This window comes from Methylorubrum sp. Q1 (assembly GCF_004683995.1).
Classification (GTDB): Bacteria; Pseudomonadota; Alphaproteobacteria; order Rhizobiales; family Beijerinckiaceae; genus Methylobacterium.
On sequence record NZ_SRHQ01000003.1, the window covers coordinates 84,007 to 104,922 of the forward strand.

The following is a 20,916-nucleotide window of genomic DNA, read 5'->3' on the forward strand; positions in this document are numbered from 1 at the left end:
GCTATAGTCCGCGCGCTTTCCGGCAGGTCAGATCCGGCCCGCCGGTCCTGGCAAGCCTCATTTTGGCAAGTCGCTTTCGGCAAGCCGATTTTGACAAGCCCGTCGCAGCAAGGCACCGGTCCCGCCGGGCCTCACGGGCCGTCTGCCCTCGATCAGGAGTTTCTCGCGTTGATCACCCCCGCCTTCGCGCAAGGAGTCGGTGCCGGAAGCGGCGCGGAAGTCGCGTTGCAGTTCGTGCCCTTCATCCTGATCTTCGTGATCATGTATTTCCTGATCCTGCGCCCGCAGCAGCGCCGGCTCAAGGATCACCAGAACATGGTGAAGAACGTACGCCGGGAGGACACCATCGTGACCACCGGCGGCCTCGTCGGCCGCGTCACGAAGGTCGCGGACGACGCCACCGAGATCGAGGTCGAGATCGCCCCGAACGTGCGCGTGAAGGTGGTCCGCTCGATGATCTCCGAGGTTCGCGTCAAGGGCGCCCCGGTCAAGGCCTCCTGAGAGGTCACATGAGGGTGCCGGCGCACAGGCCCGGCACCTTTCGGTAAACCCAGTCGGAACCGGGCGGATGTTGCGCTTCTCGAGAACCAAGATTTTCGCGACCCTGGCCATCATCCTGATCGGTCTGAGCCTCGCAGTGCCGAGCTTCTTCTCGAAGGAGCAGCGCGAGGCCTTCGTCAACGCGCTGCCGAAATCGATCCAATGGATGGTGCCGACCCGGGCGATCGTGCTCGGTCTCGACCTCCAGGGCGGTTCGCAGATCCTGCTGGAGATCGACCAGCCCGACCTCGTCCGCTCGATGGTCACCGGCCTGCGCGACGACGTGCGCCGCATCCTGCGCGAGGCCGCGGTCTCGCCGGAAGGCGGCATCCGCGTCATCAACCGCGGCGTCGAGCTGCGCATCCCCGATGCGACGGCCCGCGCGAAGGTGATGCCGAAGCTGCGCGAACTCGCCGCCCCCATCAACAACCCGCTCGCCGCCGGCGGCCAGACCCTCACGGTCAACGAGGCCGAGAACGGCACGATCCAGCTCGTCCTCACCGAGGCCGGCATCAACGACCGCACCCGCCGTGCGGTCAGCCAGGCGATCGAGGTCGTGCGCAAGCGCATCGATTTCGGCGGCACCAAGGAGCCGTCGATCCAGCAGCAGGGCGCCAGCCGCATCCTCGTCCAGGTGCCGGGCCTGCAGAACCCGCAGGAGCTTGAAGACCAGCTCGGCAAGACCGCCAAGCTCGAGTTCCGCATGCTGGCCGATTCGCCCTCCGGCGACGTCGACATGCTCGCCTCGAAGGACGAGGGCGGCGCCAAGGTGCCGGTCGAGCGCCGCGTCATGGCCGATGGCAGCGATCTCACCGACGCCCAGCCCGCCTTCGACCCGCAGACCCACGAGCCGATGGTGAGCTTCAAGTTCAACCTGCGTGGCGCCCAGCGCTTCGGTCAGGCGACCTCGGAGAATGTCGGCCGCCGCATGGCGATCGTGCTCGACAACGTGATCCAGTCGGCCCCGGTGATTCGCTCGGCGATCACCGGCGGCACCGGGCAGATCACCGGCAACTTCACCGTAAAGGACGCCAACGACCTCTCGGTGCTGCTGCGAGCGGGCGCGTTGCCGGCCAAGCTCACCGTGGTCGAGCGCCGCGTCGTCGGTCCCGGCCTCGGCCGCGACTCGATCGAGGCCGGCAAGATGGCGACCCTGGTCGCGGGCGGCCTCGTCATCGCCTTCATGTTCGCGACCTACGGCACCTTCGGCTTCATCGCCAACATCGCCCTGATCGTGCATGTCGGCCTGATCCTCGGCCTGATGTCGGTGCTGGAGGCGACGATGACCCTGCCCGGCATCGCCGGCATCGTGCTCACCATCGGCACCGCGGTCGATTCGAACGTGCTGATCTACGAGCGCATGCGCGAGGAAGCCCGCGGCGGCCGCTCCCTGGTCTCGGCGCTTCAGGCCGGCTTCGACCGGGCATTCGCCACCATCATCGATTCGAACTCGACCATGGCGATCGCCGCGCTGCTCCTGTTCTTCATGGGCTCCGGCCCGGTGAAGGGCTTTGCCGTGGTGTTCATCCTCGGCATCCTCACCACCGTCATCACCGCCGTGACGCTGACGCGCATGATGATCGCGCTGTGGTACAATTGGTTCCGGCCCAAGGCCCTGCCGTTCTAGGGGCGCCGCCGCTTCGTTCCCGGCGCGGCCCACGCGCCGCGCGAAAGCTGAAATCTCAGGGGATGCGCTCGGAGCGCCCCCTTCGCTTCGAGACCGACCATGCGCCTGCTTCGCCTCTGGCCCGACGAATCGCATTTCGACTTCATGCGGTTCCGGCGCGTCACCTTCCCGCTCTCGGCGGTGATGTCGGTCGTGACCCTGGTGCTGTTCATCACCGTCGGGCTCAATTACGGCATCGACTTCAAGGGCGGCACGCTGGTCGAGCTTCAGGCCAAGGCCGGGCAGAAAGCGGACGTCGCCGAGATCCGCCACACCGCCAACGGCTTCGGCTTCGGCGAGACCGAAGTGCAGGAACTCGGCGGCGAGGGTCAGGTGCTGGTGCGCTTCCCGCTCCAGGCCGGCGAGCAGGGCCAGACCGCGGTGATGCAGAAGGCGCACGCCGCCTTCGACGCGGGCTACGATTTCCGCCGCACCGAGACCGTGGGGCCGCGCGTCTCGGGCGAACTCGTGCAGTCCGGCACGATCGGCGTCGTGCTCTCGGTGCTGGCAGTGCTGCTCTACCTGTGGTTCCGCTTCGAGCGGGAGCTGGCCCTCGGCGCCATCGTCGGCACCCTGCACGACATCGTGCTGACGGTCGGCGTGTTCATCATCACCCGCATCGAGTTCAACATGACCTCGATCGCGGCGATCCTCACCATCGTCGGCTACTCGCTCAACGAGACGGTGGTGGTGTTCGACCGGACCCGCGAGCTGATGCGCCGCTACAAGACGATTCCCGTGGTGGAACTCCTCAACCTCTCGATCAACTCCACCATGTCGCGCACGGTGATGACCTCGCTCTCGACTACCCTGTCGCTGGTGGCGCTGGTGCTGTTCGGCGGCGAGGCGATCAAGGGCTTTGCCGTCGTCATGCTCTGCGGCGTGGTGATCTGCACCTATTCCGCGATCTTCGTCTCGACCCCGTCGCTGATCTATATCGGCCTGCGCCTGTCCGGCGCGAAGGCGTCGCAGCGCGAGTCGGGCCTGCCGCAGGCGGCCGAGTAGGGCGCGGCGTGCGACGGGAGGCACGAGACCGATCCGGGACGTCTTTCTCCGCCCCGGCGGTTGAGAGGGGCGCCCGCGCTTCCGACATGCCCCGGTACGGAATGCGGGCGAGCGGAGGCACGGCGTGAGCGAGGGACGAATCCCCGGGCAGATCCACGACGGCTTCCTGCCCGGCCGCCACGGCATCGACGCCTATGGCAATGGCGGCTTCCGCTTCGGGCAGATGTCCCACCGGGGCTCGATCCTGCTGCTGCCCTCCGGCGTGCGCGCCTGGGAGGTGAACGAGCCCACCGGCATCGACGGGACGAGCCTCGGCCCGGTGCTCGCCGAGGCCGAGGGGATCGAACTTCTCTTGATTGGCACCGGCGCCGACATCGTGTTCCTGCCCGAGACCTTGCGCCAGCGCCTCAAGGCCGCAGGCATCAGCCTCGACACGATGCAGACGGGGGCGGCGGCACGGACCTACAACATCCTGATGGCCGAGAACCGCAAGGTCGCGGCCGCGCTGATCGCCGTCTAGAGTCGTGCCCGGCCTGATCGCATCAAGCCGGGCACGACTCTAGGTCCTTGTTTGGTCGCACTTTCTTTCGATGAACCGGCATCCACTTCGTCGGAAAGCGCTTTGAGTTCCGAACGCCGCATGAGCCCCGCTCCATGACGCGCCCCGAGACCCGAACCGAGACGAGCCCGGAGGCCGGCAACGGCGGGCTCGCCTTCGCCTTCCGGCACTGCGAGGAACTGGTGCGCGAAAGCGACCCGGACCGCTACTTCGCAGCCCTGTTCGCGCCCGCCGCCTTCCGGCCGCACCTCTTCGCGCTCTCCGCCTTCAGCCTGACCATCGCCCGCGTCCGGGAGGCGGCCTCGAATCCGATGGCGGGGGAGATCCGCCTGCAATGGTGGCGCGACGCGCTCCAGGGGGAAGCACGGGGCGACGTCCGGGCCAATCCCGTCGCCGCGGCCCTGGAAGATGCGATCGTCACGCGCCGCCTCGGGCGCCAGCCCTTCGTGGACCTGATCGATGCCCGCGTCTTCGACCTCTACGACGATCCGATGCCGCGGGTGAACGATCTGGAGGGCTATTGCGGCGAGACCGCCTCGGCGCTGATCCGCCTTTCCGGGCTGGTGCTTGCCGATGGGGCCGAGCCAGGTGGCGCGGCGGCCGCCGGCCATGCGGGCGTCGCCTACGGCATCACCGGCCTGTTGCGAGCGCTGCCGTGGCACGCGCGTCAGGGACAGGTCTACCTGCCCGGTGACCTGCTGCGCCAGAACGGGGTCACGCGCGAGGACATCGTCTCGGGCCGGGGCGGACCGGGCCTCGTGCGCACCTGCGTCGAATTGCGGGCGCTGGCGCGGCGCCATCTCGCCGCCTACGAGGCGGCCCGCAGCACCATCGCTCCAGCGGCCCGTCCCGCCTTTCTGCCGACCGCGCTGGTCGAGCCCTATCTCGCGGCGATGGAGCGGGCCGGCTACGATCCGCTCAACAGCGTGATCGAGATCCCCCGTTGGCGCCGTCTGTGGCGGCTGTGGCGGGCGGCACGCACGGGACGATAGAGACGTTTCACACGCAGACAGGGGCTCCTCCCCGCGAAGGGGAGGAGGTCGATGAAGCGGGGCGTCAGCGCGCCTTCTTCGTCAGCTTCTGCGCGATCTCGAACATCTCCTCCGGCGCATAATCGGGCGCGAAGGCCGACGGGATGCCGGTGAGCTGGTGGATCTTACCGCCGTCGGGCATGCCCTCCACGATCTCGAGTTCGCCCGGCGGGTCGCCCGGCAGGGCGTGCTCGCTGCTATTCCAGATCCCGGCGATCTCACGATAATCGTTCGGGCTCCAGGTGTAGAGCCGGCGGTGCGAGCCCTCCTGCAGATACTTCTGGCACTCGGGAATCTTGTCGAGATTGATGTTCGGGGTCGGCAAAAACTTGTCGAGATCGACGCCGGTGATCTGCTTCAGCGCCAGCGCGTAGGCGTGGGCGTGGACCGAGCCGCGCACCAGCAGGTAGCCGCATACTTCGCGTCCGGTCGGGTCGGACAGGGTCTCGTAGACCCGCAGCTTGTGCAACCGTGCGCCGCATTCGAGGTGGAAGTTGTGCAGGAGATCGACGACGACATTGCCTGTCGAGGTGATGAAGTCGTTGTTCCACGAGGCGCCGTTGCTGTTGATTGGCGCCGAACCGCCCCCGTTCGACAGGAAGGCCGCGGCAAGCCGGATGTCCTTCATGTCCTCGAACGGCGCACCCGAAATGTCGCCCCCGTCCGTCTCGTCGCCGTCGTTGTCGGGCCCGTTATTGAGCATGGCCACGCCGTTGCTCACGAGTTCGACGTGGCCGAGTTCTTCCGCCGTAATGCTCGAGACGAGGCTGTAGAACGGCTTGAGCTTGTCCTTGCTGCGGAAATTGAAGCTCTGGAACATGTAGTTCCCGAGCGTGGACATCTCACCGTATTTTCCGCCCAGCAACTCCTGCAGCGCGGCAGCCGCATTGGGATCCTTGCGTTTGGGTGCGGGAAGCTCGGCTTGTAGCTTGTCGACGCGCATGAACATTTGAGAAGGCCTCTTGCTGCTGCCGGTCACCACCGGAACGTGCGCCGCAGACACCTCCATGCATCGTCACAGCCTGGAGCGGCCCGACGGTCGGAGGTTCGGTCGGGCACTGGGGTGTGCGGTTGGAACCGCCCGACGAAGGCCTCTGTTCCCGGCGCCACGCACCGGTTGCAGGCTTAACGCCCCGGCCGTTCCGGCGCCTGGATCTGCAATGCAACGCGCCGCCGCGGTGCGCAAAAGCGTCACCAAGAAAACATCTGTCGATCGCGGGATTGAATACATGATGCCTTGCGTTGAGCGGGCCTAACGGCTCTGCTAGCACCCTGTGCCGGAAAGCCCCGGCGGAAGATCGGGGCTTGGGAGGAGGGCAAAGCCCGTGACACCCTGGAATCAGGTCTACGATCCGTTCGGGAGCCAATGGCTCTCGACTTTCATGGCATCGCTGCCGGTCATCGCCCTGCTCGGCATGATCGCGAGCGGCAAGATCAAGGTGCACATCGCGGCCGTCCTCGCGCTGGGCGTCGCCTTCCTCGTGGCGGTCGTCGCCTTCGGCATGCCGACGGATCTGGCGGTTCGCGCGACGATCCTCGGCATGGTCACGGGCATGTTCCCGATCGGCTGGATCATCCTCAACGTCATCTTCCTCTACCGGCTGACGGTGGAGAAGGGCTGGTTCGCCGTCCTCCAGCAATCGGTGGCCGGCATCACCGAGGACCGGCGCATCCAGCTCCTGCTGGTCGCCTTCGCCTTCGGCGCCTTCTTCGAGGGCGCGGGCGGCTTCGGCACCCCGGTGGCCGTCACCGGCGCCATCCTGATCGGGCTCGGCTTCTCGCCGCTGGCCGCCTCCGGCCTCTCGCTCATCGCCAACACCGCCCCCGTCGCCTACGGCGCGCTCGGCGCCCCGGTCCAGGGTCTGGCCTCGGTGACGGGCTACGACCCCTACATCCTCGGCGCGATGATCGGCCGTCAGTTGCCGTTCTTCTCGGTGATCGTGCCGTTCTGGCTGATCTGGGTGTTCGCGGGCTTTCGCGGCATGATCGCGATCTGGCCGCCGATCGCCGTCTGCGGCATCTCGTTCGCGGCCGCGCAGTTCCTGATCTCGAACTACATCAATCCCTGGATCGTCGATATCGGCGCCTCGCTCGTGTCGATGGCCGCCCTCGTCGCCTTCCTGAAGGTGTGGCGTCCGGCGCAGATCTGGTCCTCGCCGGCCCTGCGCGGCCACGATCCGTCGATCGGCTACGGTCAGCCGCGTCCGGCCTCCCTCGGCGCGGGCGTCCCCGGCGACCTTCCCAAGGTGCATGTCGGCGGCCGCACCGCCTCGTCGAGCGAGATCTTCATGGCCTGGGTGCCGTGGATCATTCTCTCGATCATCGTGGCGATCTGGGGCACCGGCTGGTTCAAGGGCATCGTCAACCCGATCTTCTCGTGGAAATACGAGGTGCCGGGCCTGCACAACATGATCATGAAGGTGCCGCCCGTGGAGGCCGCGCCGAAGGCCGAGGCCGCGATCTTCAACTTCACCTACATGTCCTACACGGGCACCGGGGTGCTGTTCGCGGCGATCATCTCCGGCATCATCATGCGGTTCTCGCCGGTGCGTCTCGTCACCGCGTATTTCGAGACGATCTGGGTGCTGCGCTACTCGCTCATCACCATCGCCGCGATGCTCGCCCTCGGCGTGCTCACCCGCTACGCCGGCGTCGACGCCACGCTCGGCCTCGCCTTCGCCGGCACGGGCATCCTCTACCCGTTCTTCGGCACGCTGCTGGGCTGGCTCGGCGTCGCGCTCACGGGTTCGGACACAGCCTCGAACGTGCTGTTCGGCGGCCTGCAGCGGATCACTTCCGAGCAGCTCGGACTGTCGGGCATCCTGATGGCCTCGGCGAATTCGTCGGGCGGCGTGATGGGCAAGATGATCGATGCCCAGTCGATCGTCGTGGCTTCGACGGCGACGGGCTATTTCGGCCAGGAGAGCAAGATCCTGCGCTTCGTGTTCTGGCACTCGATCGTGCTGGCCTGCCTCGTCGGCGGCCTCGTGATGCTCCAAGCCTACGTCTACCCGTTCACCGAGATGGTGATCCACCCGGCCGCGACGGCGCCCGCCGCGCACTGACCGGCCGGTTCGACGGCACGCAAGCGAAGCCCGCCCCGAGCGATCGGGGCGGGCTTTTTCGTGGATCTGAATTAGCGCGGGCCGGGCGCGTCCGGCTTTGCGGCCTCGACCGGCTGCGCCGGCCGGGCGAGCCGACCTTCCTCGGCGCGGTGGACATACTGGCTCGCCACCAGCCAGCCCTTGAAGAAGCGCAAGGGGAGGGTGCAGGCGATCAGCACCACGGGCAGGGTCAGGGCGAAGTGGAGCCAGACCGGCGGGTCGTAGGTCAGCTCCAGCCACAGGCCGAAGGCGACCGCGGGGATCGCCGTGGTCATCATCACGAAGAAGGCCGGGCCGTCGGCGGGATCTGCGAAGGAGAAGTCGAGGCCGCAGGCGTCGCAGCGCGGGGCGATGCTCAGAAAACCCTTGAACAGATGGCCCCGGCCACAGCGCGGGCAGGCGCTGCGCGCCGCCACGGAGAGCGGCGCCTGGGGCTCGTACCGGGTCTCGGTCGAAATCGCGTCACGGGTGTCGGTCATCACGGTCTCCTGGCGAGGCAACCAATGCCCGCTGCGATGGTTCGCCAACGCCCCGCAGGCCACCCATGCGGGACCGGACGGATTTTTCGAGTCGAGTTTTTTCGAGCGCTCGGGATTAAATGGCGGAGACAGAGCGTTAACGATCTCACGCGCGCCACAGCATGCCGCAAACATGTTCCTCCGCCGGATCCGCCGCGACAGCCTGAGCGACCTGCCCGGTCTCGAGACGGGGCGGCTGACGATCGCGCCGCTCGGTGCGGGGGACGCGCGGGCCGTGCACACGCTCACCGACGATCCGGCGATCACCGGCGCGGTCGATTTCCTCGCCACCCCCTTCACCCTGGCGGACGCCGAGGCGCTGATCGCCTCCGGTCGGCATGGGCGCGACCGCTTCCTCGGTGCCTGGAGCCGCGAGGCGGCCGCCCCGCTCGTCGGCGTCGTCGGCACCCATCTGCGGGGGGAGGGCGCGGTCGAGATCGGCTACTGGATCGGCGGGGCCGCCCGCGGGCGCGGCTTCGGGACGGAGGCGGTCTCCGCCATCGTCGGCCTGCTGCGCCGTCGCTTTCCCCGCCGGGCGATCGTGGCCGAATGCCGGCCCGGCAACGTCGCCTCCTGGGGCCTGCTGCACAAGATCGGCTTCCGCGAGACCGGCTCGGAGGGGCACCGCCCCGGCCGCCGCCAGCTCGTCCTCGAAGGCATCTGACCCCGCAGGCCGTGCCGACGGGCCGGACGGGGGGATGGACCAAAGACCGGGAAGCGGCGGATCTCGAATCGGCCTAAGATCGGCGAATGGGCCCTCGCCGGCCAGTGCCGGCGCGCCGGAAGACATGATCGCGATGACGGCCAGCGCACAATCGGATATCGGCGGCCACTCCGACGAGGCGGCTCCCCTGGCAGGCGGACAGGCGCTGCGCCTCCTGATCGTCGACGACCACCCCCTGTTCCGCGAGGCTCTGGCGAGCGCCATCGCGCTCGCCTTCCCCGAAGCCGTTTTGCACGAGGCGGACGGCATCGGGGCGGCCAGCGAGATCCTGGGCCGGAACCCGGCCATCGACCTGACGCTGCTCGATCTCTCGATGCAGGGCGTGACAGGGTTCGAGGGTCTCACCGCGATCCGCACGCGCTTTCCCCGCGTGCCGATCCTGATCGTCTCCGGCGTTACCGATCCGCGCATCATGCAGGAGGCCCTGCGCCACGGCGCGGCCGGCTTCGTGCCGAAGGCCGTCGACAAGGCGACCCTGACCCGGGCGATCTCCGAGGTGCTCGGCGGAGCCCTGTTCATGCCGCCCGATCTTGCCGCCGCTCCGGCCCCGGCGCGGGGCGGCGACAAGGCGCCGATCGCCGAGCGGGTCGCCCGCCTGACCCCGCAGCAGATGCGGGTGCTCGGCATGATCCGCCAGGGCAAGCTCAACAAGCAGATCGCCTACGAGCTGCAGGTCGGCGACTCGACGGTGAAGGCCCACGTCTCCGAGATCCTGCGCAAGCTCGAAGTCATCAGCCGCACGCAGATCGTGATCGAGACGGCCTATGTCGATTTCGATCAGGCGGGCGGGGGGTTCTGATCGGGATCGCCTTCAGGCGAACCGTTTCGCCGCGACGACGCACAGCACGACCCCGGCGGCGACTGCGACCATCGCCCCCTCGACCGGCTCGCCCAGCAGAAGGCCGGCGAGCGCGAGGCCGAAGAAGGGCTGGAGCAGTTGCAATTGCCCGACCCCGGCGATGCCGCCGAGCGCCAGCCCGCGATACCAGAACACGAAGCCGACCAGCATGCTGAAGACCGAGACGTAGCCGAGCCCGGCCCAGGCCGGCAGGCCGATCCCGGTCCAGGAATCCGGCAGGGTGGCGAGCGCCAGAACGGCCATGGCGGGTGCGGCCAGCACGAGCGCCCAGGAGATGACCTGCCAGCCGCCGAGCCGGCGCGACAGGCGAGCGCCCTCGGCGTAGCCGAGACCGCACAGCAGGATCGCCCCCAGCATCAGCCCGTCGCCCGTCAGGTCGGCGCCGTCGCTGCGCGCCAGGGCGAAGCCCGCCACCAGCACGCTGCCCATGCCCGAGAACAGCCAGAAGGCGGGTTTCGGCCTGTCATGGGCCCCCAACAAACCGAACAGGGCGGTGGCGAGCGGCAGCAGGCCGATGAACACGATGGAGCGGGCCGAGGTGATGTGCCGGAGCGCCAGCGCGGTGAGCAGGGGAAAGCCGACCACGACGCCGAGGGCCACGACGGCAAGCGGCCCGAGATCGCCCCGCGCCGGCCGCTTCTGCCGCAGCAGCGCCAGGAGCGCGCCACCGAGCCCGGCGGCGATCACCGCGCGCGAGGCGGTGAGGAAGAGCGGCGTGAAGCCGCCGACCGCCAGCCGCGTCGCCGGGAGCGAGCCGCTGAAGATGAGCACGCCGAGGAAGCCGTAGCCCCACCCGTCCCAGGTCTTTCCGACCGGATTGTTCCTGTGATGTTCAGGCATCGTTCGTCTCGAAGGGCGATGCGAGGTTAGAACTCGAACCCTGGCGGCGACACAAACAGTGCCCTACAGTCTGAACCGAACTGTATGGCTCGTTGCGCCCATATGCTTGAGCGATCGTGACATGACGGATGAGATCGCGGGCCGTACGGCGGCGGTGATGACGGCGATCCGCACCAAGCTCGCCGCCCGGGCGCTGAGCCCAGGCGAGAAGTTGCCCTCGATCCGCCGCTTCGCCACGACCATGGGCGTCTCGCCCTCGACCGTGGTCGAAGCCTATGACCGGCTCGCGGCGGAGGGGTTGATCCGGGCTCGGCCGGGCGCGGGCTTCTTCGTCTCGGGGGCGGTCTCGCCGCTGGCGCTCACCGAGGCGGAGCCGCGGCGGGAACGGGCGATCGATCCGCTCTGGGTTTCGCGCCAATCGCTCGATGCCGGCCCGGAGATGCTCAAGCCGGGCTGCGGCTGGCTTCCGGCCGAGTGGATGCCGAGCGCGGCGATCCGCCGGGCCGTGCGCGGCCTCGCGCAGGCCGGGGACGCAGTGCTGACCGATTACGGTGTCAGCCGCGGCGCGCTGTCCCTGCGCCGTCACCTCGTGCGCCGGATGGCGGGGGAGGGGATCGAACTCGGCGCGGATCAGCTGCTGCTCACGGCCTCCGGCACGCAGGCCATCGACCTGATCGGCCGCTTTCTCCTGCGGCCCGGCGACACAGTGATCGTGGACGATCCCTGCTACTTCAACTTCCAGGCCGTGCTGCGCGTCCATGCGGTCCGGATCGTCGGGGTGCCCTACACGCCGACGGGGCCCGACCTTGCGGCCTTCGCTGCGGCCCTCGCCGAGCATCGTCCCCGCCTCTACGTCACCAATTCAGCGCTCCACAATCCGACCGGCGCGACGCTCTCGCCGCAGACCGCCCACCGGCTCCTGACGCTCGCAGCGGGGCACGACCTCACCATCGTCGAGGACGACATCTTCGCCGATCTCGAGCCCGAGCCCTCGCCCCGGCTCGCGGCCCTCGACGGCCTCGCCCGCGTGATCCGCATCGGCAGCTTCTCGAAGACGCTCTCGGCCTCGATTCGCTGCGGCTTCATCGCTGCGCGCCCCGACTGGATCGAGGCCCTGGTCGATCTCCAGGTGGCGACGAGCTTCGGCGGCCCGAGCCCGGTCGCCGCCGAGCTGATCGCCGGCACGCTCGCCGACGGCAGCTACCGCAAGCATCTGGAAGCCTTGCGCCGCCGTCTGTCACGGACACGCCGGGAGGCCACCACCCGGCTCGGTTCGCTCGGCATCGCGCCCTGGATCGTACCGCGTGGCGGCTTCACCCTCTGGTGCCGCCTGCCCGACGGGCAGGACGCGGCGGCTCTGGCCCGCGCCGGCTTGGCGGAGGGTCTGGTGTTGGCCCCCGGCAACGTCTTCAGCGTCTCGCAGACGGCCGGCAGCTTCATGCGCTTCAACGTGGCGCAGATGACCGATCCGCGGGTCTACGAGGGGCTGGCGCGGGCGATGGAGAGAGCGGAGATCCCAGCCGCATCCTCACCCTGAGGCGCCGCAAAGCGGCCTCGAAGGGTCTTCCCGTACCCCGCGCGATCCCTGTAAGCCCCTTCGAGGCCTGCGCTTTGCGCCGACACCTCAGGGTGAGGGCGTGGGTTGGACCACTAAGTGTCTCTCACAAAACTCTCGCCGCGCTGTCATCGCCCGAGCGAGAACGGTCAGGGACCGGGAGTTTTGTCAGGCACTCTCAGCCGGTTCTACGGCGACAGCTTGTCAATCAAACTCTGGATCTTGCCCGGCAGCGGCGTGCCCTCCTGGCGGCTGTAGAGGTCGCGCAATTGCCGGCCGATTTCGGAGAGGCTCATCGTACCCTTGACGATGAGCCGGTCGGCCTGCCGGCCGAGGCTCTCCTTCTCTTCGCTCGTGATCTCCTTGGCGGTGAGCACCACCACGGGGATGCTGTCGCCGTCGGGACGCCCACGCAGCGCCCGCAGGAAGGCGAAGCCGTCCATCACCGGCATCATCAGGTCGAGCAGGATCAGGCTCGGGCGGACCTGATCCAGGCTCTCCAGGGCGGCGGCGCCGTTCTCGGCCTCGCGCACCTGCCAGCCGTCGCGCTGGAGCGTGCGGCGCACCCGCTCTCGGGCGTCGGCGTCGTCGTCGACCACGAGCACGCTGCCCTCGCGGTCGACGGGGCGGTAGCGCTCCATCGCATCCTTGAGCGCACCCCAATCGATCGGCTTGACCATGTAGTCGGTGGCGCCGAGCACGTGGGCGAGGCTGAACTCGTTGACCACGCTTGTGATGATGACCGGCGTCTCGGCGATCTCGGGATCGGTGCGGATCGCGTGCAGCACCGCCCAGCCGTCCATGCGCGGCATCTCGATGTCGAGCAGGATCGCCCGCGGCTTCAGCGCCCGGGCCAAGGTCAGCCCGGCCCGCCCGTCATTGGCGGTGCGCACGCGGAACCCCTCGCGTTCGAGGAAGCGCTGAAGCAGGTCGCGGGCGGCCGGGTCGTCATCGACGAGCAGCACCACGTCGTGCAGATGCGCCTCGCCCTCGGTGATCTCCTGAACGCGGGCGGCGACGCTTTCCGCCTCGACCTCTTCCTCGTGGGCGGCGAGTTCGGCCGGCAGGCGGATCGTGAAGGTCGCGCCCTCGCCGAAGGTGCTCTCGACGCCGATCGTACCGCCCATCCGCTCGACGAACGCGCGGGTGATGGCGAGCCCGAGGCCGGTGCCGCCGAACTGGCGCGTGGTCGATTCGTCGGCCTGGGAGAAGCGCTCGAACAGCCGGCCGATCTGCTCCTGCGTCAGGCCGATGCCGGTATCCGAGACGGAAAAGCTCAGCCAGTCGGCCCCGTCCTTCCGCAGGCGCCGCACACCGAGGATGATCTCGCCCTCCTCCGAGAACTTCGCGGCGTTGCCGATCAGGTTGATCAGCGACTGGCGCAGCTTCAACTGGTCCTGATGCATCGCGCCCAGATCCCCCTCGAAATCGAGGCGGAAGTGGTTGCGCTTCTTCGTGATCAGGCTCTGCGTGGCGGCCGTGACATCCTCGATCAGGGACAGGACATCGAAGGTCTCCGCGGCCAGGGTCAGGCGACCGGCCTCGATCTTGGAAATGTCGAGCACGTCGTTGATGAGGCCGAGCAGGTGGCGGGCCGACGACTCGATCTTGCGCAGGTCCGGCAGCAGCTCGGCTTGGCCCAGATCTTCCAGCTCCTCGCCGAGCATCTCGGAATAGCCGATCACCGCCGAGAGCGGCGTGCGCAGTTCGTGGCTCATGTTGGCCAGGAACTGGCTCTTGGCGAGGTTGGCCGCCTCCGCCGCGGCGCGGGCCTGCTCGATCGCGGCCTCGGCCTCCTTCCGGGCGGTGATGTCGATGTTGAGCCCGACCCATTCGCGGATGGAGCCGTCCTCGGCGAGGACCGGCACGCCGCGCACCTCCATGTCGCGCCAGACCGCGTCGTGGCGGCGCAGGCGGTACTCGACCTCGAACACCTTCACCTTCTCGACGCATTCGGCCCAGACCTCGGCGACGCGCGCCCGGTCGTCGGGATGGATCGCGTCGATCCAGCCCCAGCCCTGATAGGCCTCGTCGCTCTGGCCGGTATAGGCGGCCCAGCTCGGCTGGGGCGGCATCAGCTCCCCTTGCGCGGTCGTGCTCCAGATGACGGCGGCGGAAGCATCCACCAGCGCGCGGAAGCGCTGCTCGGAATGGCCCAGCGCGTCCTGCGCGACCCGCGTCTCGGTGACGTCGGTGTTGGTGCCGTACCAGCGCACGACGGTGCCGTCCGCATTGCGGACCGGCTCGGCCATCGACAGGAACCAGCGGTAGCGGCCGTCCTTGCCGCGCAGGGGGAAGGTGTCCTGCCACGATTCGCCCGCCGCGATGCAGGAGGCGAAGCGCTCCGCGGCGCCGGCAAGATGGTCGGGGTGGTGCAGCTTGCGCCAGCCATGGTCGGCCATCTCGGCGGGCGTCGTGCCGGTGTAGTCGTACCAGCGGCGATTGTACCAGACGAGGGTGCCGTCGGCCTCGGCGATCCAGGCGAGTTGCGGCAAGGCGTCGGCGAGATTGCGAAAATCGGCCATGGTCGGCCCGGTTTCCGGCACCTTCCCGTCCTGTACGGTCACGGTGATGTCTCCCGTCAGCTTCGTCGGCATCATGGCTTCGTCGGCGTCGCAGCCGCGTCGTCACGGTTTGCGTCCGCCCGGTGTGGCCGGCTTTCGCGCGGATGCGAAATCAAAAGTCAGCGGCGCAGGCGGTTGCCGAGGACGAAGCCGAACAACCCCATCAGCACGATGCCCGCCGCCCCCTGCAGCCCGACCAGCAGGTTGGTGACGCGGCCCAGCGGCTTCACGCCGATCTCCGGCGGGTTGGCAGTCATCATGTTGAGCGCACTGTAGCTCACGAGATCGAGCGGGTTGTAGGTCGGCGTGTTCTCGCCCTCGTGGAAGAGCCCGCCCGTCGCCCCATAGGCCCCGGCGAACAGGACGATCCCGACGAGGAAGGCGCGGGCGATCCGCGACAGGCTCTCGCCATAATCGCACAGCCACTCGACGAAGCGGTCGGCGATCCATCGGTAGCCGGCGCTCAGCGTTCCGCGCACATCGCGGGCGAAAAAGGCCTTGCGGGCCCGCACGCCGGCATGGCGGCGGCCCATGCGGCGCCCGCGCTTGTAGGCCCAGCTCGCGCCCTCGGGGCTGCCGATGCTCTGAAGGTTGCGCTCGAGGGCGAGATAGCTCGCCTGGGCCGCCTCGTACTCGCCGGCGGCCTCCTCGCCGACCATCCCGCCGATCTGCTCGACGGAGAGCCGCACGCCTTCCAGCCACGCGCCGGCGAAGCGCGCGCGGTGCAGCTTGCACGTCGTGAGGTCGAGCCGCACGAGGCTGGTGCGGGAGAAGTCGGCCCCCGACATGTCCGCCCCGTCGAGGCGGGCCCCGGAAAAGTTGGCGCCCCGCAGCCGCGAGCCGACGAGCCGCGCCTTCTTCAGGCTCGCCCCCTCGAAATCCGCGCCGGTGAGATTGCAGTCGGAGAGGTTGGCCTCGTCGAGCCGAGCCTTTCGGAACACGGAATCGTCGGCATCCGCCCCGGTGAAGTCGGTACCCCACAGGTCGGCGCCCTCGAAGCGGGCGCCGTCGAGCAAAGCCTTGTCGAGCCGGGCAAAGCGCATGGTCGCGCCGGAGAAGTCGGCATCCTCCAGCATCGCCTCGCGGAAGGAGGCCTGCCCGCCGGCAATGCCGGCAAAGCGCGCGCCGCTGAGGTCCGCACCGGAAAAGTCTGCCTCCTCCAGGCAGGCATTCGCGAAGCCGGCCGAGCGCGCGAGCGCGCCGGCAAGCGAGGCGCGACGTAAGGAGGCGTCGGAAAAATCGGTCATCTCCAGCCGGGCGTCGGCGAGGTCGGCGCCGGCCAGGTCGAGCCCGCCCGCGCCCTCCCTCCACCAGCGCGGCGGCGCCGTCGGATCGATGTGACCGTTCAGCGCGGCGCGCGACAGGGTGAGCCCGGCCAAGTCGTCGCGCCCGGCGATCGAGAACGGCACCGCGTCGTCCGAGAGACGCGCCAGCAGTGCTGCGACGCGCGGATCATCGCCCTCCGCATCGCCCTGTCGCACCGCAAACGCCCCGCATGATCCCGCCCCCAAGCCCCATAGCCGGCCCGGCCCGAGCGACACAAGGCGAGAGGCCGTGGGACGGACGCGGTTTTGCGAACGATCCTATGCTACCGCAACGCCTTTCCGTGCGTTGTGTGGCCACAGCGCGTGCGGCGCGAGTAAGGGGTTCAGGCGTGTCGGGCAAAATCCTGCTGGTGGAAGACCACGAGGAGATCTGGGACTTCCTGTCCCGCCGGCTCAAGCGCCGCGGCTACGAAGTCGTGCTCGCCCATGACGGCGAGGCGGGCGTGCAGCAGGCCCGCGCCGCCCAGCCCGACGTGATCCTGCTCGACATGAACCTGCCGATCCTCGACGGCTGGTCGACCGCCCGCGCCCTGAAGGCTGCGACCGATACCCGTGCCATCCCGATCATCGCGCTGACCGCCCACGCCATGTCGGGCGACCGCGACAAGGCGATCCAGGCCGGCTGCGACGACTATCACCCCAAACCGATCGACTTCCCCAAACTGCTCACCCAGATCGGCGCGGCGATCGGCGCGGGGGATTGAGGCGTCCGGCCCGCCTCCACCGCTCCGAACGATCCATTACCCGAACGGGCCCCGTTGCCCATGAGGACGCCATGACCACCGATCCGGTCACCACGCGGCTGCTGCGGCAAGCGCTGCCGGTGGTGACGACGCTCGCCTCGATGCTGCTGGTCGTGACGCTCGCCGGCGCGTTGTATTTCGGCCGCGACATCCTCGTGCCGGTGGCGCTCGCCATCCTGCTGAGCTTCGTCCTCGTGCCCGCCGTGCGGGCCCTGCGGCGCGTCCGGGTGCCACGGGTGGCGGCGGTGCTGCTGGTCGTGGTGCTCGCATTCGGCCTGCTCGGCGCGATCGGCAGCCTGATCGCCCGGGAGGCGGCGCAGCTCGCGACCGATCTGCCGCGCTACTCGCTGACCCTGCGCGACAAGATCACGGCCCTGCGCGCCGCCACCGCCGAGCGCGGAAGCCTGTCGGACACGTTCTCCGGCTTCTTCGACATGGCCGAGGAGATCGGCAAGGAGTTGCAGCCGCCCGCCGCCAAGACCGAGTCCGAGACGAACGCGCCGCTCGGCACGGTGGAGCGGCCGATGCAGGTCGAGATCCACGCCCCCCGCTCCGGGCTGCTGACGACGCTCGGCAGCGTGGCGGGCGGGGTGCTGCATCCGCTGGCGACGCTCGGCCTGATCCTGCTGTTCACGATCTTCATCCTGCTCCAGCGCGAGGATCTGCGAAACCGCGCGATCCGGCTCGCGGGATCGAGCGACCTGCGCCGCACCACCGCGGCGATCGACGACGCCACGAGCCGGCTCAGCCGGTTCTTCGTGGCGCAGCTCATCCTCAACGTCGCCTTCGGCCTCGTCATCGGCGTGGGCCTTTGGTTCATCGGCGTGCCGAGCCCGATCCTGTTCGGGGTCATCGCCGGCATCTCGCGCTTCGTGCCCTATGTCGGCGCGGTGATCTCGGCGGTGCTGCCGCTCGCCATCGCCGTGGCCGTCGATCCCGGCTGGTCGATGGCGATCCAGGTCGCGATCCTGTTCCTGATCGTGGAGCCCATCGCCGGGCACGTGGTGGAGCCGCTGCTCTACGGGCACTCGACCGGCATCTCGCCGATTGCGGTGATCCTCGCGGCGACGATCTGGACCTTCCTGTGGGGGCCGATCGGCCTCCTCCTCGCCACCCCGCTGACGGTCTGCCTCGTGGTGCTCGGCCGCCATGTCGAGCGGCTGTGGTTCCTCGACGTGATCCTCGGCGACCGCCCGGCGCTCGGCCCCCAGGAGATCTTCTACCAGCGCATGCTGGCGGGCGATCCGGCCGAGGCCGTCGACCAGGGGCGGCTGTTCCTGAAGGAGCGGGCACTCGTCACCTACTACGACGAGGTCGTGCTCCCGGGCCTGCGCATGGCCCAGGAGGATGCGGCACGCGGCATGCTCGACCGGGAGCGGCAGGGCGAGGTCGGCGCCGGCTTCCGCACGGTGGTCGAGGCGCTGGGGCTGGCGCGCAAGCGCGGCATGCCGCGGCGCTCACGCAAGCCCGTCGGTGCCGAGGCCGAGGCCGCCTTCGCCGCAGTGGGGCCGGACCGGCACACCGCCGGCATCGTGCTCGGCCCGGACGACCTGGCTTCGGCCTGGCGCGGGCAGGCGCCGGTCCTGTGCGTGCCGAGCGGAGGTGCCTTCGACGAGGCCGCGACGCTGATGCTCGCCCAGACGCTTTCCCGCCACGGGCTCGGGGCACGGGTGGCGCCGGGCAACGCGTTACCGAACGCTCTGCCGGAGGGCGAGCGCCCGGCGATGATCTGCTTCTCCTATCTCGACCCGATCAGCCTGTCGCAGATCCGCCTGACCATCCGCCGCGCCCGCAAGGCCGCGCCGGGGGTGACGATCCTCGTCGGCTTCTGGCGCGAGCGCGACCCGGCTTCCCTCGGCCGCCTGCGCCGGGCGATCTCCGCCGACCTGCTCGTGACCTCGCTGAGCGACGCCCTCGACGCGGCGTTGGCGCGGGCGCGGGCCGGGAAGGCTTCTCCGGCCTCGCCCCGGCTTCGGCAGGCGGCGGAGTAGGGGGTGGCCGGGCGATCCCGGTCAGGACAGGGCCACCAGGGCGACGCCCGCGATCATCAGCGCCCCGCCGAGAAGGCGCGTGACGCCCGCGGGATGGACGGTGAAGCCTTCGAGCCCGAAATGGTCGAGCGTGATCGAGGTGACGACGCCCGCGGTCACGAGAAGGCCAAGGAAGGCCGCCGCGCCGATCCGCTGCGCGACGAAGAGCTGGGCCAGGATGACGCCGGCGCCGAGCGCACCACCGAACCACGCCCAGACCGGCGTCTGACCGGCCTGCTGAAGGCTCGGCAGGTGCAGCCGCCCGGTGGCGAGGCCGATGCCGAGCATGGTGACGGTGCCGACCAGCATCGACACGAGGCCGGCCGCGAAGGGCTGCTCGCCGAAGGATTTGGCGAGTTGGGTGCTTTGGCCGGGCTGCACGGCCGTGGCGATGCCGGCGAGCAGGGCAATGCCGTAGAGGACGATCATCGTTTCGGGTTCCTGCGGCGAGCCGCGATGAGGGGTCCGGATCCCGCGCGATCCCGGGACGATTCTTCGAAGCCTCCGTTGAAGGCTGCCTGCTGACGGGGGTGCGCGGGAAACCGGGGCCCGCCCGCGCCGTTCCGTGGCGCGAGACCATCAGCCGCGGTTCATCAAGCGCAGCCTATGGAGGCGCACGCGCCGCGCGGAGCCCGCCTTCCGGCGCCTCCCATCGGCTTTCCCGGAGCCTGTCCGTGCCGCCCGTTTCCCCCACGCCGTCGCGCCTCGACACCCTCATCGCCATCCCCGTGCGCAACGAGGCCGAGCGGATCGCCCGCTGCCTGACGGCGATCGACCGGCAGACCGGCCTCGCGCCGGGGCGGCTCGGGCTCGTGCTGTTCCTCAACAACTGCACCGACGACACGGCGGAGATCGTCGCCCGTCTCGTGCCGACGCTCTCGATTCCCGTCCGGGTGATCGAGCGCGTTCATGCCGGAGCGCATGCGGGCTGGGCGCGCCGCGCGGCGATGGACGCGGCGGTCGCTTGGCTCGAAGCGGAGGGGACGGCCTCCGCGACGGCGACGCTCCTGACGACCGATGCCGACAGCATCGTGCCGCCGGATTGGGTCGCGGCCAACCTCGCCGCCTTGGAGGCGGGTGCCGACGCGGTCGCCGGCCGGGTCGAGCTGATCCCGGAGGAGGCGGCCCTGCTGCCGCCCTCGCTGCCCGCCCGCGGCCGGCTGGAGGACGCCTACGACGCGCTCATCACCGAGATGGAGGCGCGCATCGATCCCGATCCGCACGATCCCTGGCCCTGCCATCGCACCACCATCGGCGCTTCGCTCGCCGTGCGGCTTCCTGCCTACCGCGACGTCGGCGGCATGCCGGAGATTCCCCTCGGCGAGGATGGCGCCTTCGTCGGCGCCCTGCTCCAGCGGGGCTTTCGCGTGCGCCATGACCGGGCGGTGCTGGTGCTGATCTCGGCCCGGCTCACCGGCCGGGCGGCCGGCGGCGTCGCCGACACGATCCGCTCCCGCTGCGAGGAGCCCGACGCCCTGTGCGACGCCCGCATGGAGCCGGTGCCCCGCGCGCTCCACCGCTACGTCTGGCGGGCGCGGCTGCGCCGCCTCTACGACGAGGGCCGTCTCACCCGCGATCTCGGCTGGGCGCGCCGGCTCGGCATCCCTGAAGGCAAAGCCCGCCGCATCGCCGCCCTGCCACGGGTCGGCGAGATCGTCGCGGCGGTCGATCGCGCCAGCCCGCGCCTCGCCTACCGCCCGCTGATGCCGCGGCAGCTCCCCGGCCAGATCCGGCTCGCCCGCCTCGTCCTGCCGCTGTTGCGCGCGAGCCTCCGCCTGCGCCGTTCGGCGCCGTCGGCACGCCCGGTCGCCCCAACGGCCACCGCCGACGCGTAAAGTCCGGGATCCCGAAGG

General features: G+C 69.6%; 18 protein-coding genes. 12 read left to right on the forward strand and 6 right to left on the reverse strand.

The features are described from left to right. Nucleotides 1-168: 168 nt before the first annotated feature. The 5 genes from yajC (at nucleotide 169) to E4V01_RS04020 (ending at nucleotide 4,762) form a co-directional block, all read left to right on the forward strand. Complete coding sequence (yajC, locus tag E4V01_RS04000; protein WP_135297466.1) at nucleotides 169-501, forward strand: preprotein translocase subunit YajC; 333 nt, start codon at nucleotides 169-171, stop codon at nucleotides 499-501. A gap of 67 nt (nucleotides 502-568) precedes the next feature. Continuing rightward, complete coding sequence (secD, locus tag E4V01_RS04005; protein ID WP_135297467.1) at nucleotides 569-2,167, forward strand: protein translocase subunit SecD; 1,599 nt, start codon at nucleotides 569-571, stop codon at nucleotides 2,165-2,167. A 99-nt stretch (nucleotides 2,168-2,266) separates the two neighbouring features. Next, nucleotides 2,267-3,211 carry a protein translocase subunit SecF gene (gene secF / locus E4V01_RS04010; RefSeq protein WP_135297468.1) on the forward strand — a complete coding sequence of 315 codons (945 nt, stop codon included), beginning with the start codon at nucleotides 2,267-2,269 and terminating at the stop codon, nucleotides 3,209-3,211. Between the two features lie 124 nt (nucleotides 3,212-3,335). Beyond that, nucleotides 3,336-3,731, forward strand: coding sequence for an Mth938-like domain-containing protein (locus E4V01_RS04015; RefSeq protein ID WP_135297469.1), 396 nt, complete (start codon nucleotides 3,336-3,338; stop codon nucleotides 3,729-3,731). A gap of 134 nt (nucleotides 3,732-3,865) precedes the next feature. Beyond that, the gene (locus E4V01_RS04020; RefSeq protein ID WP_060771457.1) at nucleotides 3,866-4,762 is read left to right on the forward strand and encodes a phytoene/squalene synthase family protein; all 897 of its coding nucleotides are present in this window, start codon (nucleotides 3,866-3,868) and stop codon (nucleotides 4,760-4,762) included. A gap of 64 nt (nucleotides 4,763-4,826) precedes the next feature. On the opposite strand, the gene E4V01_RS04025 is transcribed toward E4V01_RS04020, so the two are convergent. Beyond that, complete coding sequence (locus E4V01_RS04025; protein ID WP_060771456.1) at nucleotides 4,827-5,750, reverse strand: manganese catalase family protein; 924 nt, start codon at nucleotides 5,748-5,750, stop codon at nucleotides 4,827-4,829. 376 nt (nucleotides 5,751-6,126) lie between these two features. On the opposite strand from E4V01_RS04025, the gene E4V01_RS04030 reads away from it, so the two are divergent. Further along, on the forward strand, nucleotides 6,127-7,866 hold the full coding sequence (locus tag E4V01_RS04030; protein WP_060771455.1) for an L-lactate permease: 1,740 nt from the start codon (nucleotides 6,127-6,129) through the stop codon (nucleotides 7,864-7,866). A 71-nt stretch (nucleotides 7,867-7,937) separates the two neighbouring features. Here the strand turns inward: E4V01_RS04030 and E4V01_RS04035 are convergent, their stop codons facing one another. Further along, on the reverse strand, nucleotides 7,938-8,384 hold the full coding sequence (locus E4V01_RS04035) for a DUF983 domain-containing protein (protein WP_135297470.1): 447 nt from the start codon (nucleotides 8,382-8,384) through the stop codon (nucleotides 7,938-7,940). Between the two features lie 172 nt (nucleotides 8,385-8,556). On the opposite strand from E4V01_RS04035, the gene E4V01_RS04040 reads away from it, so the two are divergent. Both E4V01_RS04040 and E4V01_RS04045 read left to right on the forward strand, forming a co-directional pair. Then, nucleotides 8,557-9,087 (forward strand): GNAT family N-acetyltransferase, encoded by a 531-nt coding sequence (locus E4V01_RS04040; protein ID WP_060772384.1) that lies wholly within the window; start codon nucleotides 8,557-8,559, stop codon nucleotides 9,085-9,087. A 124-nt stretch (nucleotides 9,088-9,211) separates the two neighbouring features. Continuing rightward, nucleotides 9,212-9,946 (forward strand): response regulator transcription factor, encoded by a 735-nt coding sequence (locus tag E4V01_RS04045; protein WP_135297471.1) that lies wholly within the window; start codon nucleotides 9,212-9,214, stop codon nucleotides 9,944-9,946. Nucleotides 9,947-9,958: 12 nt separating this feature from the next. On the opposite strand, the gene E4V01_RS04050 is transcribed toward E4V01_RS04045, so the two are convergent. After that, nucleotides 9,959-10,846, reverse strand: a complete 888-nt coding sequence (locus E4V01_RS04050; RefSeq protein WP_135297472.1) for a DMT family transporter — start codon at nucleotides 10,844-10,846, stop codon at nucleotides 9,959-9,961. A 121-nt stretch (nucleotides 10,847-10,967) separates the two neighbouring features. Here E4V01_RS04050 and E4V01_RS04055 point away from each other — a divergent pair, with 121 nt between their 5' ends. Further along, on the forward strand, nucleotides 10,968-12,383 hold the full coding sequence (locus E4V01_RS04055) for a PLP-dependent aminotransferase family protein (RefSeq protein ID WP_135297473.1): 1,416 nt from the start codon (nucleotides 10,968-10,970) through the stop codon (nucleotides 12,381-12,383). Between the two features lie 206 nt (nucleotides 12,384-12,589). On the opposite strand, the gene E4V01_RS04060 is transcribed toward E4V01_RS04055, so the two are convergent. Continuing rightward, on the reverse strand, nucleotides 12,590-14,998 hold the full coding sequence (locus E4V01_RS04060; RefSeq protein ID WP_135297620.1) for a response regulator: 2,409 nt from the start codon (nucleotides 14,996-14,998) through the stop codon (nucleotides 12,590-12,592). 86 nt (nucleotides 14,999-15,084) lie between these two features. After that, the gene (locus tag E4V01_RS04065; RefSeq protein ID WP_135297474.1) at nucleotides 15,085-16,446 is read right to left on the reverse strand and encodes a pentapeptide repeat-containing protein; all 1,362 of its coding nucleotides are present in this window, start codon (nucleotides 16,444-16,446) and stop codon (nucleotides 15,085-15,087) included. Nucleotides 16,447-16,619: 173 nt separating this feature from the next. Between E4V01_RS04065 and E4V01_RS04070 the strand changes: the two genes are divergently transcribed. Further along, a complete protein-coding gene (locus E4V01_RS04070) occupies nucleotides 16,620-16,994 on the forward strand; it encodes a response regulator (protein WP_060771448.1) in 375 nt (124 codons plus the stop codon). Between the two features lie 71 nt (nucleotides 16,995-17,065). Then, nucleotides 17,066-19,024, forward strand: a complete 1,959-nt coding sequence (locus E4V01_RS04075; protein WP_135297475.1) for an AI-2E family transporter — start codon at nucleotides 17,066-17,068, stop codon at nucleotides 19,022-19,024. A 21-nt stretch (nucleotides 19,025-19,045) separates the two neighbouring features. Here E4V01_RS04075 and E4V01_RS04080 read toward each other — a convergent pair whose 3' ends face one another. Beyond that, a complete protein-coding gene (locus E4V01_RS04080) occupies nucleotides 19,046-19,492 on the reverse strand; it encodes a DMT family transporter (RefSeq protein ID WP_060771446.1) in 447 nt (148 codons plus the stop codon). 245 nt (nucleotides 19,493-19,737) lie between these two features. Here E4V01_RS04080 and E4V01_RS04085 point away from each other — a divergent pair, with 245 nt between their 5' ends. Next, nucleotides 19,738-20,898: a glycosyltransferase family 2 protein gene (locus E4V01_RS04085; RefSeq protein ID WP_135297476.1), complete on the forward strand. Its 1,161-nt coding sequence runs from the start codon at nucleotides 19,738-19,740 to the stop codon at nucleotides 20,896-20,898. Nucleotides 20,899-20,916: the final 18 nt, after the last annotated feature.